This window comes from Planococcus beigongshangi (assembly GCF_016820495.1).
In the GTDB taxonomy this organism is placed as follows: domain Bacteria; phylum Bacillota; class Bacilli; order Bacillales_A; family Planococcaceae; genus Planococcus; species Planococcus beigongshangi.
Genome location: NZ_JADHDU010000004.1, coordinates 192,274 through 207,672, shown reverse-complemented (window position 1 = coordinate 207,672; position 15,399 = coordinate 192,274). Strand labels below are relative to the sequence as shown.

At 47.6% G+C, this 15,399-nt stretch carries 14 protein-coding genes; 2 read left to right on the top strand and 12 right to left on the bottom strand.

From position 1 onward, the window contains the following. Positions 1–17: 17 nt before the first annotated feature. From IQ294_RS11090 to IQ294_RS11080, 3 genes are all read right to left on the bottom strand, one after another. Positions 18–557 carry an NfeD family protein gene (locus IQ294_RS11090; RefSeq protein ID WP_203334100.1) on the bottom strand — a complete coding sequence of 180 codons (540 nt, stop codon included), beginning with the start codon at positions 555–557 and terminating at the stop codon, positions 18–20. A gap of 108 nt (positions 558–665) precedes the next feature. Then, entirely contained in the window at positions 666–1,382 is a 717-nt protein-coding gene (locus tag IQ294_RS11085; RefSeq protein WP_203334099.1) for a hypothetical protein, read from the bottom strand. A 112-nt stretch (positions 1,383–1,494) separates the two neighbouring features. Next, positions 1,495–2,028, bottom strand: a complete 534-nt coding sequence (locus IQ294_RS11080; protein WP_203334098.1) for a P-loop NTPase family protein — start codon at positions 2,026–2,028, stop codon at positions 1,495–1,497. A gap of 228 nt (positions 2,029–2,256) precedes the next feature. On the opposite strand from IQ294_RS11080, the gene IQ294_RS11075 reads away from it, so the two are divergent. Then, positions 2,257–2,457 carry a cold-shock protein gene (locus IQ294_RS11075; protein WP_006830093.1) on the top strand — a complete coding sequence of 67 codons (201 nt, stop codon included), beginning with the start codon at positions 2,257–2,259 and terminating at the stop codon, positions 2,455–2,457. Positions 2,458–2,780: 323 nt separating this feature from the next. On the opposite strand, the gene IQ294_RS11070 is transcribed toward IQ294_RS11075, so the two are convergent. The 7 genes from IQ294_RS11070 to IQ294_RS11040 form a co-directional block, all read right to left on the bottom strand. Further along, the gene (locus IQ294_RS11070; RefSeq protein ID WP_203334097.1) at positions 2,781–4,424 is read right to left on the bottom strand and encodes a serine hydrolase; all 1,644 of its coding nucleotides are present in this window, start codon (positions 4,422–4,424) and stop codon (positions 2,781–2,783) included. A gap of 94 nt (positions 4,425–4,518) precedes the next feature. Beyond that, on the bottom strand, positions 4,519–5,547 hold the full coding sequence (locus IQ294_RS11065) for a F0F1 ATP synthase subunit beta (RefSeq protein ID WP_203334096.1): 1,029 nt from the start codon (positions 5,545–5,547) through the stop codon (positions 4,519–4,521). A 185-nt stretch (positions 5,548–5,732) separates the two neighbouring features. Then, a complete protein-coding gene (locus IQ294_RS11060; RefSeq protein ID WP_203334095.1) occupies positions 5,733–6,185 on the bottom strand; it encodes a GNAT family N-acetyltransferase in 453 nt (150 codons plus the stop codon). Beyond that, on the bottom strand, positions 6,185–6,637 hold the full coding sequence (locus IQ294_RS11055) for a hypothetical protein (RefSeq protein WP_203334094.1): 453 nt from the start codon (positions 6,635–6,637) through the stop codon (positions 6,185–6,187). Before IQ294_RS11055 ends, IQ294_RS11060 begins: the two co-directional genes overlap by 1 nt. 105 nt (positions 6,638–6,742) lie before the next feature. Then, positions 6,743–9,370 carry an MMPL family transporter gene (locus tag IQ294_RS11050; protein ID WP_203334093.1) on the bottom strand — a complete coding sequence of 876 codons (2,628 nt, stop codon included), beginning with the start codon at positions 9,368–9,370 and terminating at the stop codon, positions 6,743–6,745. A 3-nt stretch (positions 9,371–9,373) separates the two neighbouring features. Continuing rightward, positions 9,374–9,817 carry a MarR family winged helix-turn-helix transcriptional regulator gene (locus IQ294_RS11045; RefSeq protein WP_203334092.1) on the bottom strand — a complete coding sequence of 148 codons (444 nt, stop codon included), beginning with the start codon at positions 9,815–9,817 and terminating at the stop codon, positions 9,374–9,376. 105 nt (positions 9,818–9,922) lie between these two features. Continuing rightward, positions 9,923–11,002, bottom strand: coding sequence for an AI-2E family transporter (locus tag IQ294_RS11040; protein ID WP_203334091.1), 1,080 nt, complete (start codon positions 11,000–11,002; stop codon positions 9,923–9,925). A 143-nt stretch (positions 11,003–11,145) separates the two neighbouring features. On the opposite strand from IQ294_RS11040, the gene IQ294_RS11035 reads away from it, so the two are divergent. Further along, positions 11,146–11,976: an undecaprenyl-diphosphate phosphatase gene (locus tag IQ294_RS11035; RefSeq protein ID WP_203334090.1), complete on the top strand. Its 831-nt coding sequence runs from the start codon at positions 11,146–11,148 to the stop codon at positions 11,974–11,976. Between the two features lie 377 nt (positions 11,977–12,353). On the opposite strand, the gene IQ294_RS11030 is transcribed toward IQ294_RS11035, so the two are convergent. Both IQ294_RS11030 and IQ294_RS11025 read right to left on the bottom strand, forming a co-directional pair. Beyond that, positions 12,354–13,481: a CAP-associated domain-containing protein gene (locus IQ294_RS11030; protein WP_203334089.1), complete on the bottom strand. Its 1,128-nt coding sequence runs from the start codon at positions 13,479–13,481 to the stop codon at positions 12,354–12,356. Between the two features lie 188 nt (positions 13,482–13,669). Further along, positions 13,670–15,358, bottom strand: coding sequence for a hypothetical protein (locus IQ294_RS11025; protein ID WP_203334088.1), 1,689 nt, complete (start codon positions 15,356–15,358; stop codon positions 13,670–13,672). Positions 15,359–15,399: the final 41 nt, after the last annotated feature.

Genomic DNA, 15,399 nt, shown 5'->3' with positions numbered 1-15,399 from the left:
ATTTCCCCCTTATCATTCTATTTTTTATTTCCTATTACAAAAGGCTGGTACTCCCTTACTAGCAACGTGCCGTCTTTTATCTCGATGATCAGCACCTGCTCGTCCTGTGCGATCGGCTCGTTGTCGTAGCCGGTCGCCCGTTTTGAAATCATGCCGCCGTAGGTTTCAAGCACGACTTCACCGTAGCCGTCTGTCGGGATCGGCACAATCACTTTAGCTACCTGGCCGAGCAGCGATTGTTCCGTATAAGCGATGGATGCTTCCGCAGACCTCAACGGCAACAGCACGAAGAAATAAAAGAGGAAATCGAGTATCGCCCCGCCGACTGCCGCAATCCCGATGATGACCCAGCTGTTCAGATCCGTTGCCCGTTCGAGCAGAAATGCGATGGCGAAAAACAGGGTCGAAAATGCCAGGAGCACAGCCGGATTCAGGAACGGAATTCCATCGCCCGCTTCTGCTATGTCAGCGAACAATACATATAATAAGGTCAAGGCACCTGCAATCAGGAGCCCGTACATATAAACCTGGGCAATCTCCATCCCGAACAATTCCATTCCAATCCCTCCCATTCTTTCTGCCTATTTCCATCTTATCTTATTTACGGGAATATGCGGTAAAAGTTTCAGAATAATTTAATTTATTACAAAATAAAAACCCACTCTTTATGAGAGAGTGGGTTTAACAAATTGAATTTCGTGGAAGCCGTCCTTCATCTGAAAATTGACGCCTACATAACCCGCAGCGAGCAGTTCATGCTGCCTCTGAAAATCGTCCAGCTTGGCCGCCGCAGATTCAGTATAGGCAAGTGTCGGTTTCTCAAGGTCTTTGACGCAGACATAGCGTTCTTTGCTGCCGTATTTTTGGGTGAGGGCGACGATATACATATCCTGTGTAAATTTATCTTTCAGGCTGGGGATATTCATCGGTGCGACAGTACAGGCCACGTAATGAAAATTGCCCGGCAACTTTGGAAGTTCATTCATGATGACATCCGCCAATTTCTGCTGAAGGCGATTTCCTCTGTAAGCCGGCAGCACCGCTGATATTTCCTGATAAATCACTTTTGGCAATTCTTCTTCCTGCAAACCGATGTCATAGCCGAGGTGCTCCTCGTCGATTTCAGGAATCAGCAGTGCACGGAAACCGATCAGCTCATCTTCCGCATAAGCGCCGACCATGAGGCCGCGCTCGTTCAGGATGAAGAGGTATTCTTCCGTGCTTAAAGGGTGCAAAGCCGTTTTATCGCGCAAATCGGCGATTACAGCTTCCTGCACGGCTTCGATGGCCGGCAGATCTTCAAGATATAAACGTTTCATGCGCAGAGGCAGTTTTTTGTGAAGCGCCTGATTCGTTATAGTACCTTCATGTAAAACTTTCATCTCTGCGCCTCCCGACATTTTTATATTTTTATCATACCATTTATCTTTTTATATGTAAGTCCGTTTTTCTAGATTTCCAACAATTAAGATAAATTTTTGACCGGCTCCACAGTTAATGCGCTGCCGGTCTGCCTATACTCTCCAAAAAGCTTTCGATTTCTTCCCGGGTCTGCAGGATGATGGATCGGCGACCGGATCCGCTTGCCGAAAAATCGCTGGCGCGCTTGTGCATTTCGACTTTTCTGTCCGCATAAGTTGTAACGATGAATCTCAGGAATTCGATATCCATCTTCTCCGGACACCCCTCTGCCATATCCGGACGAGTTTTCCCGTAATTGGTGATCCAACGTTTCAGCGCCCGGTAAACACAGACGCGTAATGGAAGTTCTAAATAGATGAACGTATCCGCCTCTTTCAATCGGATGTCCATGGTGCTTCCATAATTCCCTTCTATGATCCACGTTTCTTCTGTCACCAGATGCTGCTGAACCGCCTTGAATTCTTCAGGATCCCGCTCCACCCATCCGGCTTTCCAGTAATACGCATCCAGATGGTGCACCGGAATCAATAATTTTTCACTGAGTTGCCGGGCAAATGTGGATTTCCCTGTTCCTGCTGAAACGCCCGCCACGACGACCTTTTTCATCTTTCCACCTCCAAAAACTACCTATTTCATCAGTATAATCAATAAGAAATATATATGCTATTACATCAATTATTCATTAACGCTTGCAATCTGGATAAAGCCGTGTTATTCTTAAGAAGAATTATTTTTGTTCGGATAACTTTTTACAAAGTGTCAGATGTTCATCTGCAAGGTTTGAGCAAGGATAGTAATACAATGTATGCTTACGCATACGAGGAGGAAACACACATGGAACAAGGTAAAGTAAAATGGTTTAACTCAGAAAAAGGATTCGGCTTCATCGAACGCGAAGGCGGAGACGACGTATTCGTACACTTCTCAGCTATCCAAAGCGAAGGATTCAAATCTCTTGACGAAGGCCAAGAAGTAACGTTTGATATCGAGCAAGGCCAACGCGGTCTTCAAGCTACTAACGTACAAAAAGCGTAATCCAACTATAACTATTAATGAGTTCTTCTTCAGAAGAGCTCATTTTTTTGTTTCTATATCCTTTCCATCAAAAGAAGCGATCCCCTTTAAAAGGAATCGCTTCTTTTTCTTTTAACTGCGCAAATTCTATGAATTCATCATAAAATACAGCTGGAAAACAAGGAATATCAGTGCAGCTGCACCAATTGTTCCGAAGACGATGAATAACGCCAATTTTTTTCCGCTCATATTTCTACCCCTTTTATCCCGTATTGACGATCAATTGGACCCTCTGACACCCAGCGGGAACACCGTCCCGCTAAGTGAAGTTTCTCCTCAGCATTTCATTTTGACTTTGCCTCTTCGATCAGCTGGACAACCGCACCGGCACCCGCGCTTTCATTTGATAAGACAGTTAAGATACTGCCGTCAGCCGGATAATAGCCGGAGTGGAAACTGACTCCCGGGTCGTAGCCCATTACGTGATATTTCCGGACTGCATCACCGGTCGTTTCGATCCATACGCCGTAGCCGTAATCATCCTCACCATCCGATGCATGAGTCGTGAACATCGTGCGGGTCATTTTTTCCGAAAGCAGCTTATGGTTCAGCAGCGCTTCCCAGAAAGCGGCCATATCAGTAGCCGTGACATAGGCTCCGCCGTCCGCCCCGCCTTTGATCGGGAGCGAGTACTGATTAGTGCGCCACCCTGCATCCTCGTCGATATAGCCGGTGGCCGTTTCTGCCGGCAGACGGTCCATCTGGAAGTAACCGGAACGTTCCATGCCGGCGCGCTGGAAAATCCGCTCTTCGATAACTTCAGTAAACGGTTTGCCGGTCAATTTTTCGACAACCAGCCCGAGCACAATAAAGCCGGCATTATTGTACTGGAATTTTTCGCCCGGTTCAAACATCATCGGTTTATCTTTGAAAAGAGGGAGGAAATCCCGGGTTGATTTCATCCGGTACATCGGAAACTCCTGCCACAGCTCTTCGTAGTCGTCCATTACCGCTTCGTCGAAATAATCCGGGATGCCGGATGTATGCGTCAGTAATTGGTGGATCGTGGCTGGGTAGTCCGGGAACTCCTCCGGCAGCAGATCCGAAAGCACATCATCAAATGATAATTTCCCTTCTTCCACCAATTGCGCCACAGCGACAGCGGTGAAGATCTTACAGCCTGAAGCTATGCCGAAACGGGTGTCGACTGCATTCGGCCGTTCGTTTGCGCGGTCTGCCATTCCTTTTGCCACTGCCCATACCTCATCCGTTTTCAGCATGGCAGCACCGGAGAACTCCATTTCCTCCAATCCGTCAGATAAAGGGTTTTCGGGAATTGCTGTGCCGTAATTCCCCTCTTCATCGATATCGATTTGGCGGCCATCCATCAATTCGATTGATAATGGATGAACTTCACTTTTCCTTTTCGAGAAATACCAGGTTCTTTTCGGTGGCGTGAGCAGGATGAATGCCGCTCCCCGCCCGAGAAAGTTCAAAGAGTTGGGATCGATGCCTTTATAGCCGCGGACAGGAATCTCCATGTCTTCGATCCGCTTGCCGACTTCCGCCACATGCGGCGTCGTGATGCTCACTTCACTGATGTTCAGCAGTGAATCGACCGTGAAATTGCCCATCCGGTCCGTGTTGCGGCGTCCCAGAAACTCGACGATATTGCCGGCCGGGTCTTCAAAATAAAAAGCGTCGGCATCAAAATTCGCATAATATATTTCATCCATGCCTTCCTGGCGGTTCAATTCGACTTTCGAATTTGCCCAGCCTTTCGCAAGCGAGAACTGGTTGCCTGGAATATTGAATGCAAAATGGTAAAAGGCCGGCCGAATGGTCTGGCGGAAAATCAGCTGCGACTCCCCGATCGCCAGCATGAAGCTCGATTCGTCTTCTTCGATGATCCGGAAACCCAGTTGATATTCATAAAAGCCTTTCATTTCGTTCAGCTTGTTTGTGTATAGAGTCACTTTCTTGAACATGTCATCACTCCCTGCTTCAAGCATACCGAAATTTGCTGTTTTTTTCCTCTTTTAGTTTATTTTCAACCATAAAAAAAAGAGCGCTAAGGCTCTTTTATAAGGCTCCGATAAATTGAAGCTGTGCAACTTCCTGCTGATCTGCCTGACCTCCGAGAATAGCTGCGACGTCTGCCAGTGTCTGTTCAAGCGGCACAGATTGCCCTGCCTGTCCCGTAAGTTCAGCAGCTACATAAAACGGCTGTGTGAAATATGCTTCCAGTCTTTCACCTCTCCGGTAAGTATCCACTTCTGCTGCCGGCAGACGCGCTTCGCCTTGCGACTGTACGATAGACCGAAGTTCCCGGTAGCGGCGGAGCAGACTGCGTGCACGCTGGCGAAGCTGAAAATGCTGTTCATCCACATCTTTCTCGTCCAGTATAGAGGAAGCCGAGTAAAGCGGACTCAGCGCCGGATACTGATGGCGGGCAGCCAAATCGGCATCCAATTGCCAGACCGTTTCAAGCGGGCCGAATGGGAAATCGTCGTCTGAAACTTTGCCTGAAAGGTCAACCAATAATGTAGTGACATCGTGGTCGCCCAACGCTTCCTGCAGTTCGAATAATAATCCCGAGTCTACATGTTCTTTATCCGTGACCAATACCGTCTGATCGCCAAAACGCCCGATTGTTTCTATAGTATCTTCGAAGCCGCGGGTGATGGAATCGGCAAGCTCGATTGTTCCCTCCAGTTCGGGATTTTGTCCTGTCGGGGAAAGAAAAACAGTTTTCAGCTCCGTCTCTTTGAAGCGGTGCAGCAATTCAGCCAGTATGACAAGCTGTCCCATCCCCGGCCTTGCGACCAACCCGGTAGTTCCGCCCTTTACGAATGGAGCAAAAAAATCCAGCGCTTTAATTTTCGTTTCAATCATTTTCCTCTTCTCCCCCCGAATGATTAAGTCATCGATTTTACAATCGGCCAATTCCGCCAAGCCCACCAACGTTCTCACTTCCGCTTTTCCCAAGTCGATTTTACCTGTACAAAGATTCGAGACAGTGGCTGGCCTTATTCCAGCATTTTTAGCCGCGGCCGTTAAATTGGGCACCCGTTTTCTCAATAAGCTGACGTTTAATCTGATTTCTTCCATGCAATCCCTCCTCGTTACTTTATATAGTAATTCATTTTACTTTTAAAAGCAATATTCATTACTTCCAAAAGTAATTATTTTTACTTTCAAATGTTTTATTGAGGGAATATCTTAAGATAAACAGTTTATCGGCGATTCTTCTTTTCCCGATAAAAAAACCCTTCCCCGGAAGGAAGAGTTTCATTTTAAATCGTATAAACCAGCCGGATCATATCCCGGCAGACAATGCCGTTTTCGATGATCGGTTCCGGATAATTCCGTGTAAAGAAATCCCGGTCGATGGAGTCGACCCGGAATCCGCATTTCTGATACAGCGCCAGTTGATCCAGGCTCGAGTTGCCGGTGCCGATTTCGACTTTGCTGAATCCTAACCGTTCCGCTTCAGCCAAAGCGTGGCGGAGCAGCTTTTTGCCATAACCCTGCCCTCTCACACTCTCTGCCACAGCAATATTCTTAACTTCAACTGCCAGCTCCGTCAATGGCAATAAAACATAAACTCCAGCGATATCGCCAGCCAGTTCAGCTGCATAAACAAGCCCGCCCGCGCAGTATTCCACCACCAGCTCCTTTGAAGGATCAGCTTCCAGCAGCAGCTGCATCGGCAACTCTTCATCTCTTCCGAGCAAACGGATCTCCATTATTTCGGCTCTTTAAAACCCTGGTCGATCAAATAGTCTTCGGCGTCACTGAATGTACCGAAGCTTTCTTCCAAATTTTTACCGGTGTAGATATTCCAGAAAGGCTCTTCGTATACCAGATCCAATTTTTCATTTTCGCGGTTCGTCCACGTTTTATCGTAAGGCGGTTCCGGCTCAAGCGACAGATAATCCAGTGAATCGGCGAGGATGCTGCGCAATTCCTTTTCTGAGAAATCGCGGATGTTGACGAAGCCTTTTTTGTCCGCTTCATACTGCGGCAAATTGCCGACATAGACAAAGCCATTGCCTGTCGGATGCAGGTGGTAAACAACGATTTTTTTGTCATAAAGACTTTCTTCGTAATGGAAATTAACACGTTTCATCGACACGTCTTTGCGTGTCAATTCCGGAAATGACTCAATGATTTCCAGCTTTTGTTCAAAAGTTAACATCTTATAACTACCCCGTTTCATCTTTTCATTATGAAGCTATTATAACATGGCTCGTAAAATTCATTCATTAACAGAAAAAAGCCGCTCGAAAGCGGCTTTTATTCCTTAGTTATTTTTCTTTTTGCCGCCGAATGGCCACCAGACGCCGCGGTCAAATGAAACCGAGATCGCCGGGATGAGCAATGGCAATACGACTAAACCGTAAAGCAGAAGGCCTGTAACCACGATGGTCGCGATCTGCAGAAGGCTTAAGACGCCGGAAGGCATCATGGCACTGAATGTACCTGCCAGAATAATGGCAGCCGTAATGATGACGGTACCCATTTTTGCCATCGATGTGTACATCGCCTGCCGCACCGAATCACCGTTGAGGGATTCTTCACGGAACCGGTCGAGCAGGAAGATGGAATAATCGACGCCGAGTGCTACGAGCATCGCAAATCCGAAGAACGGCACTGCCCAGCTGATTCCGTCATAGCCAAGGCCGTTTACGAAGATCAGCTCCGCGATGGCGATCGATGTGTAATAAGTCAGCAATAGCGAACCGATCATATAGAGAGGCATGATCAATGAACGGAACAGGATCGCCAAAACGACAAACAGGCTGACCAGCATGATGATCACTGTCTTAGTGAAATCGCTTGATGAGACGTCCTGCAGATCGCTGTTGATGCTGGCGATTCCGCTGAACGCGATTTCAGCATCTTCAAGCGGTGTCGCCGCTGTGCTCCGATCGACACTGTCTTTGATCTCAGCCACTATATCAATCGCTTCCGGAGAATACGGGTCTTCAGAAAGAATGACTTCCATCATGACGCCTGTTTCTTCAGCAAATGTGTAACGGTCCAGGACCTGCTCGAAGTCCGCCTCATCCAGGGTCCCTTCCGGAATGAACAAGCCGGTCGCGCGCACAGATTCGCTGTCGCTCATCGTCTGCATCATGTCCGTCGCTTCCGTCAGCCCTGCAGAGATTTCAGCAAGACCGTCATTGGCAGCGGTGATTCCGCCTGCAAGCTGCTCAAGCCCTGCACCAAGTTCCCCTGTTTGACCGGCGGCTCCCTGCAATCCTTGTTCAATTTGAGCAAGGCCGCCGCTGATCTGTGTCAGCGCACCCACAGTCTGCTGGATATTGCCGGTCGCCTGAAGGCCCTGGGTCACCTGGCCAAGCTGACCGTTCAGCTGAGCGAGTCCGGCTGCCGCGTCACCCAGTCCGCCAACACCGCCGGCCTGTCCGCCGATGCCGGATAAATTGGTTTCGATTTCTGTAAGACCCGCCTGAACTTCTTCAAGTCCGCCGCGCGCTTCCGTTAAGCCGTCTGCCAATAATCCTATTTGTTCATCCACATATAATTCTTCGATGATATCTCCAGTCGGACGCGTGATAGCACGGACTGATTCGACACCTTCAATTTTTTCAAGTTCACGGCTGATGGATTCAAAATAAGGAATTGTTTCTTCATCCGTTAAAGCATCCGCTGATTTGAAGATGACCTGCACCGGCAAAGATTCACCTTTGCCAAAGCCGTCTTCAATCGCGCGGAGCCCTTTTACCGATTCGTATTCATCACCGATTTCATCGACCGTGTTGAAAGAAAGATCGTTGTCATACGTAAATAACAGCGGGACGGTGATGAGCGCTACAACCAGCATCGACAATAATGGCCGGTTGATCGACAGTTTGCTCATCCAGATCCAGATTTTGCTGTCTGAATGTGAAGCTGATTTCTTCGATGGCCAGAATAATTTCTCTTTCAATAAAGCCATGAAGAACGGCACAACCGTAAACAGGACGATCAATAAGACAAAAATACCCACCGCGACGGCAACAGCTGATTTAAAAATCGGGAATTCAGCGAAACCGATGGCCGAAAAGCCGATGAATACAGCGAGCCCACTGATGAACAGCGTGCGCCCGGCGGTTCTATAGGTGTTGACGATTGCCTGTTCCACATCATGTCCGGATGCAAGTTCTTCCTTGTAACGGCTGAGGAGCAATATACAATAATCGGTCCCGATACCGAACAGAATCGCCACCAGGAAGATTTGCGTATAATTTGAAACCGGGAACCCGAACCAGTCGATGAAGAATGCCACAAGTGACTGGCTGAGCAGATAGGAGATCCCTACCGCCACAAGCGGGATGAATGGTGTAATGATTGAGCGGAAAACCGCCAGCAATAAACCGAAGATCAGTACGACGGTAATGATCTCGGTCCGTTTCAGGCCTTCCTGCGCACTGATATTCACATCATTACTAATGATGGCTTCTCCGGTGACATAAGCCGTCATATCGGAAGGGATCACCGTTTCGCGGATTTCATCCGCCACCCGGTTCACTTCTTCATCCGATCCACCCAGTGTAATCGGGATCAAAACTGTTGATCCATCTTCTGAGATCAGTTGCTCTTCAAGCTCCGGACTTCCCACCGGATTCAGGACACTTTCAACCGGTCCTCCGATCGCTTCAGCATCTGCTGCGATGTCATTCAGCATATCGCGTGCTGAATCATCCAGCTCCGAATCCATCTGAATGACGATCGAGATGGTTTGGGAGGAAGCTCCCGCATCTGATAAGATATTTGCGGCCATTTGGGAAGAGGCTTCTTCAGAAAGCTGGAATGATCCCGCCTCTTCAGCCTGCTCGGTCAAATTCGGCGCCAGTAGGAAAAGAACTGCCGTTACTATGATTAAACCGATCATGATCGGCCATTTGAGTTTCAATATCGTCTTCACATTTTACACTCCATCCATTTTTAGAATCTTTTTCAGTTTGCGGAAAATGATGAGGAATTGATCGATCTCCTCATCTTCAATATGCGCCGACATCAGTTTCTCTATGTATTCCGTCAGCGCTTTTTCGGATTGCTTCAGCACTTCCCTGCCGGCATCCGTGATTTCCAGCATTTTCGTTCGTTTATCGTCCGAATCAGCAATGCGGATCAATTCCTTTTGCAGCAATTTTTTGATCCTGCTGGAAATTGCGGATTTATGCACGGATTGCAGCACAGCTAAACGGCTCGAGGTAACGCGTTCTTCCTTCCTGATCAGCTTGAGCATCTGCATCTGTTCCGGGGAATATTCATTCCAAAGCGGATGATCGATGGATTTGATGACTTTCTCAGTCCCATAAACCATGACATCTGTAAATAGGTCAACGGCTTCTTTTATTCGTTGATCCAAAATAGTCCACCCCCTCAACTAATAAACAGTTTAGGGGGTGGACTATTGTCTGTCAATGATTTTGCATTAAAAACCCCCGTGAATAATCCATTCACGGGAGTGCTGTTAAACATCTTTCGTTGCTGTCTTGCCTATATCCTGACGTCTTGCATAAATATTCTTCACAACTGATTTCACAACGGCATAAACCGGGATCGCAAGAATGATCCCCCATAAGCCGGCGATATTTCCTGCTGCCAATATTAATGTGATGACGGTCAACGGATGAACGTCGAGCGCATTGCCCATGACGTTCGGGGTAATCAGGTTACTTTCAATTTGCTGTGCAACGAGCATTATGACCGCTACCCATACAGCCTGGATCGGATCTGTTACGAGAGCAATGAGCATTGCGGGAATTACGGCGATATACGGCCCGAGGAACGGGATGACGTTTGTCACCATACCGATCAGCGCCAATAACAGGGCGTATTCAAGACCGATGATCCAGTAGCCTATCAACAGCATGATGCCGACAAGGAAACTGACGAATAATTGGCCTTGGATATATGCTCTTAGAGTTTTGTCCACATCCTGGAGTGTTTTGATGATCCAGGATTTCCGTTCTCCTGAAAAGAAACCGGAAACGAACGGCACAAATTTCTTATGGTCGATCAGCAGGTAAATCAGGAAGAATGGTACCAGTACAAGTGATATGACTCCTGACACCAAGCTCATCGTAAACGACAGCAGGACGGATCCGATGTTGGAAGCCAAATTCCCGATGCTACCTGTCATGTCGGAAATCTGTTCCTGGATAGAGTCCGGCAGACGGCTGCGCTGATCCAGCACATATTGGGCATAGCCTTCCACTTCTTCCACAATTTCAGGGAAATTATCCACCAGTGTATTGACCTGTTTTGTCACAGCAGGTCCGATCATGGCATAGAATAGCCAAAATGCCAAAAGAATCGCGAGAATGATGCTGATGATCGAAGCCCATTTCGGAAGGCCCCGCTTTTCAAGGAAATAAAGGATCGGGCGTGTCAGATAGAACAGGACCCCTCCGAGAAGCAGCGGGACGAATACGGTTCCTGCGATGATGAACAGCGGATCGAAAATCCCCTGTACTTCTATGAATAAGCGAATAATGACTAAAGCAAGAATTATTCCGACTCCCGCTTGGAACCAAAGTTTATTTGTCAACATTTTCACTCCTTTTATTTTTCAAGGTATACCCAGTTTATCATTAAATTATGTTATTATTATTCTTTGTGAAAGCGAACTTTATTATTTTGAATGCGTCCCTAGACATGGACTTACAGAATCATATTGAAGGAGTTATTCTAATGGAACAATTATGGCTTACAATAAAATTTTTACTGCTCGGATTATTTCAGGGACTGACGGAACCGATCCCGATTTCATCCAGCGGGCATTTGCTGATCGCACAATATTTCCTTGATGTGGAAATCGAAGGCAGCGTCTCCACTTTTGCGCTGCTCGTCAACACCGCTTCTTTGATCGCAGTGTTGATCATCTACCGTGAAGATATCGTACGGCTGGTCGTAAACGGGCTGCGGTTCTTCAAAGTAAAAGACGAAGAAACGACACGCGACTTCATGTTCATCGTCTACTTGGTGATCGCGACGATTCCTGCCGCTGTCATCGGACTGCTGTTCCAGGATACGATCGATGATTACCTGTCGACAGTTGTGACGGTCGGCGTTACGCTCGTCATCACAGGTTTCGCCCTATGGTTGATCCGCAATATCCATGGTATCCGAAAAGACGGCAATATGACGATGAAAGATGCCATCATCATCGGACTTGCCCAAGCTGTCGCGTTGATCCCGGGAATCAGCCGGAGCGGCGCAACGATTGTTGCCGCCATGTTCCGCGGCATCAACCAGGAAACGGCGTTACGCTTTTCTTTCCTTTTGTTCATCCCGATCAGCCTTGGCGGCGCGGTGCTCAGCTTCTCTGATATCCTGAGCGATGACAACTTGTCCACTCTCGCTGTGCCTTATATCATGGCATTTGCCGGCTCGCTTGTGGCTTCTTACTTCTCCCTTAAGTGGTTCATGAACATCATGGCCAAAGGGCAATTGAAGTATTTCGCGATTTACTGCTTCATCGTCGGACCGCTTGTCGTCCTTGCCTGGTTTTTGTTCCAATAAAACACAGTGCCTCATTGCTGGCCCCTTTTATGGGGGTCAGCTTTTTTATGTATTTTCGGACTCTTCTTATACGGAGCTAGGATGGATTGGTTTCAAAATTCCAAACTTTTTAGGCGATTTTCATTTTATGCCCAACTATCATGGTTTTATGCCCAACTTCGGCTCGTTTATGCCCAACTTCGGCTCGTTTATGCCCAACTTGCCAAAAACTCTAAAAAAGCCGGTCCGCTCAGCGGACCGGCTGTTACTTTTCAGCATCCAGACTCAAGCGGCCCAGCTCTCCGGGTCATAAGCCAGCCCAGCTGCATGGCAAAGAACGCCATTTCGCTGGTCCGTCTTATGCCTTTCAGAGCTAAACGGGCACTTCGCTTTTCTAACTATCTATTAAAGAAGTTGGCCGTATAGAACGGCTGCTTCTCATCATTGAAGGCAGCACCAATACCGAGATAGCCGAAATCAGGCTTGACGATATTTTCACGGTGTCCCGCCGAATTCATCAATCCTTCGTGGGCAAAAATACTGCTGTATTGCCCGTATGCCAAATTTTCACCGGCGACAAAAAAGCTGATGCCGTCGTCAGACATGCGTTCAAACGGCGACTTCCCTTCTTTATTGGTATGGCTGAAATAAGCCTGTTCCGCCATATCCTCACTGTGCTTGCGCGCAGTCAGCATCGTTTGCCCATCCCATTTCAGCAGCGGCAATTCGCGTTGGATGCGGGCTGAATTGGTCAGTTCGAACAGCAAATATTCATAGCCTTCCCGCAAATCATCATCCGGCGCAGCGTAAATCTCCTTCCGCTGCTTTTCGAGATCTTCATGGATGACCTGCAATGCGGTCACCGTATTTTCTTCGTGGATATCATAGAAAACAGTTATATAAAGCGAACCTCTTTTGAACACATCGTATTCATCACGCGTATCGAGAATATATTGGACATTTCCTTTTTGCAGACTCTTCAGCGGCACGCCCAATTTTTCACGCACTTCTTCTTTATCCGAATTCATCGTGATGCCTTCAGTGGAAGAAATGATGTCCTGGTTCGTGAACATCCCGTTCACTGCGCCATTCTGGTCGTAAGCCAATAAAACATAGTTTTGGTAATCGGTATGGTAGCTGTGCCAATCCGTGCCGTACTCATTCTTCATCAGGCGAAGCGGCAGCCCGACTTTCACCTGTGCTTCTTCTTTCGACATGCCGAGCGTCACATTATGGATCGCAAACAGCGAGTCCGTTTCCGACAATTCCGGTTTTCCGACCGCTTCCGGCATACTGTCTGCATCCGTCAAAACGAGCGCCTGCAATTGGCTTGCAAAGCGCGCGGTGAACTCTTTCGCCTCATCGAGTGCAGTCGTCACATCTGCCTTGCCAATAAAACTGTCGATCGCGTTGTCCACCGGATCGAGAAAACTCAAATCCACGTAGTCTCCGACCGGTTCTTCCCAAAGCGGCCGTGCGAAATAGACCAGCACAATTATGATCATCAATGAAAATAATTTCCGCACTTGCCATCACCTCTTCGTTTCAGTTTAAACTGTAGACGGCTTTCTATAAAGCAAAAAGAACTACATAAAAATCAAATTGTTACGACCTATCCAGAACGATCTGTCTGCCTTATTTTATTCCCATATTATTGAATAATATGTCGTGCAGAAAAAATAAAACCCTTCGCCGAAACGGCAAAGGGCTAGTCCTATTCAATGGCATCGATCTGTAAAGTTTTCACCGGCAGGAACATCTCACCGGTATCCGCGTAATTCACGGTTACCGCATCCCCGGCCTCCAGATAAATCGCCAAGGGATTGGTTTCTGACGACACGATATAATTCGATCCATCATTCAACAGGAACGATACGACCGTATAATCTCCCGTTTTTTCCTTGAAGACACGCTCCACTGTACCAGCCGTCTCCGCTTGTGGCGCATTCGACGTGTTGTCTACAATGCTGCCGCCTTTTTGCAGCGCAGTCTGGTAAAGGCGAAGCGCTTCATTCGGCGTATTCGCAAAGACCGAAATTTCCGGATTGGCTGCTGAAACGATGAAATAATTCTGCAGGAAGCCGTTGGAATCCAGAACCGGCGTCAACCAGCTCGCTTCCCCGTAAAAATTGTACAGCACCGGCATTTTACCGGACCATTGCTTTTCGATGAACTGCTTTTCGATGATCTGCAGGTTCCCTTGCGAGTCCATATAGGAATCGTCCAGGCTACCTGTAAAGAATGTCGACTCCCCCGTCCGTGCATGGGTCAAAGAATAGCCGAGCATGGAGTCGACTCCTTCTTTCGGACTCGTGAAATCTGTGAAGTAATACATTTCGCCGTCTGCATCGAAAATCGGGCTGACGTTCGCTTCCGTTCCTTCATCCGACGGCAGCTTCACATCTTTTTTACCGAACTTGCTGTTCCAGAAGCCGTTCGCATAGTTTCCGTAATAGCTGTTTTCAAGACTGACGGATTCAGGCGACACTGCCCCGTCGATAAAGGCCGGAACATCTGCCAATGCATAATTCTCGTTTTCTCCGGTTGCCGGGTCCACGACTACGATCCCTTTCACGTCAAAGCCGTCTCTCGCAGAGATGAAATCTCCGTATGAACGGATGTAGAAAGGCTTTCCATCCTCATCCACTTCGAGCTGCGGTTCGCCGTAGAATACGGCTTCAGGATTTTCCATCCGCATTTGGCGCTCAATGTTTTTACCGAAATAAGAAGACGGTGTATAAATCATTTCCGCCTGGATGAATTTCGGATTGGCGGCTGCATCTGTCGCACTCATCGTGAAATAACCCGGTGTCGAATCCGCATTCCACCATTTGAAGAAGCCGGAAAACTCGACCGGAGCGATATAGACATACTCACCGTTCACTTTCTGGATCTGAAGATTACCAAGTTCATAATAGCTCGTATCCGGAACCTGGCCGAACGCCTTCTTCATTTTATTGCGTGCGAACTGCGGCGGAACACTGGCCGGCGTTTTTGTTTCATCAAAAGCTTCGAGTTCCACTTCCTCTTTCATTTCCGCTGATTCGAACTTTTCTCCTGCATTGAAAAGCGGCGCTGCAAAAATGTAAGCTGTTCCCGCCACTGCAGCAACCGCAAGAAGCGTTTTGGCTTTCTGCTCCAGCCCTGTCGAAATCGTCGTCCCTAAAAGCGCCGCTGCCAGGGCGAATGGCCATAGCGATGAAATATTGCGGTCGACGTTGAAAACGTAATAATATATCGCTATAGCAATGAATGACAATACAAAGAAAATCACAAAAGCCACTGCTATCTCAGCTAACTTCCCTGTTGATTTTTCTTTATCGGATTTCCCTATAGTGAACGGCGTGATGATCACTGCCATTACCAAAGCGCCAATTGCGCTGAATAATAAAATACTGCCCATAATAAAACTTCACGTCCCCATTTAAATTTTGCTTATATAAG

What these genes read in the sequence shown, in the direction of transcription:
- IQ294_RS11090 (WP_203334100.1), bottom strand. Translation starts at nt 557, where the DNA reads ATGGAATTGTTCGGGATGGAGATTGCCCAGGTTTATATGTACGGGCTC.
- IQ294_RS11085 (WP_203334099.1), bottom strand. Translation starts at nt 1,382, where the DNA reads ATGAAAGTTTTACATGAAGGTACTATAACGAATCAGGCGCTTCACAAA.
- IQ294_RS11080 (WP_203334098.1), bottom strand. Translation starts at nt 2,028, where the DNA reads ATGAAAAAGGTCGTCGTGGCGGGCGTTTCAGCAGGAACAGGGAAATCC.
- IQ294_RS11075 (WP_006830093.1), top strand. Translation starts at nt 2,257, where the DNA reads ATGGAACAAGGTAAAGTAAAATGGTTTAACTCAGAAAAAGGATTCGGC.
- IQ294_RS11070 (WP_203334097.1), bottom strand. Translation starts at nt 4,424, where the DNA reads ATGTTCAAGAAAGTGACTCTATACACAAACAAGCTGAACGAAATGAAA.
- IQ294_RS11065 (WP_203334096.1), bottom strand. Translation starts at nt 5,547, where the DNA reads ATGGAAGAAATCAGATTAAACGTCAGCTTATTGAGAAAACGGGTGCCC.
- IQ294_RS11060 (WP_203334095.1), bottom strand. Translation starts at nt 6,185, where the DNA reads ATGGAGATCCGTTTGCTCGGAAGAGATGAAGAGTTGCCGATGCAGCTG.
- IQ294_RS11055 (WP_203334094.1), bottom strand. Translation starts at nt 6,637, where the DNA reads ATGTTAACTTTTGAACAAAAGCTGGAAATCATTGAGTCATTTCCGGAA.
- IQ294_RS11035 (WP_203334090.1), top strand. Translation starts at nt 11,146, where the DNA reads ATGGAACAATTATGGCTTACAATAAAATTTTTACTGCTCGGATTATTT.
- IQ294_RS11025 (WP_203334088.1), bottom strand. Translation starts at nt 15,358, where the DNA reads ATGGGCAGTATTTTATTATTCAGCGCAATTGGCGCTTTGGTAATGGCA.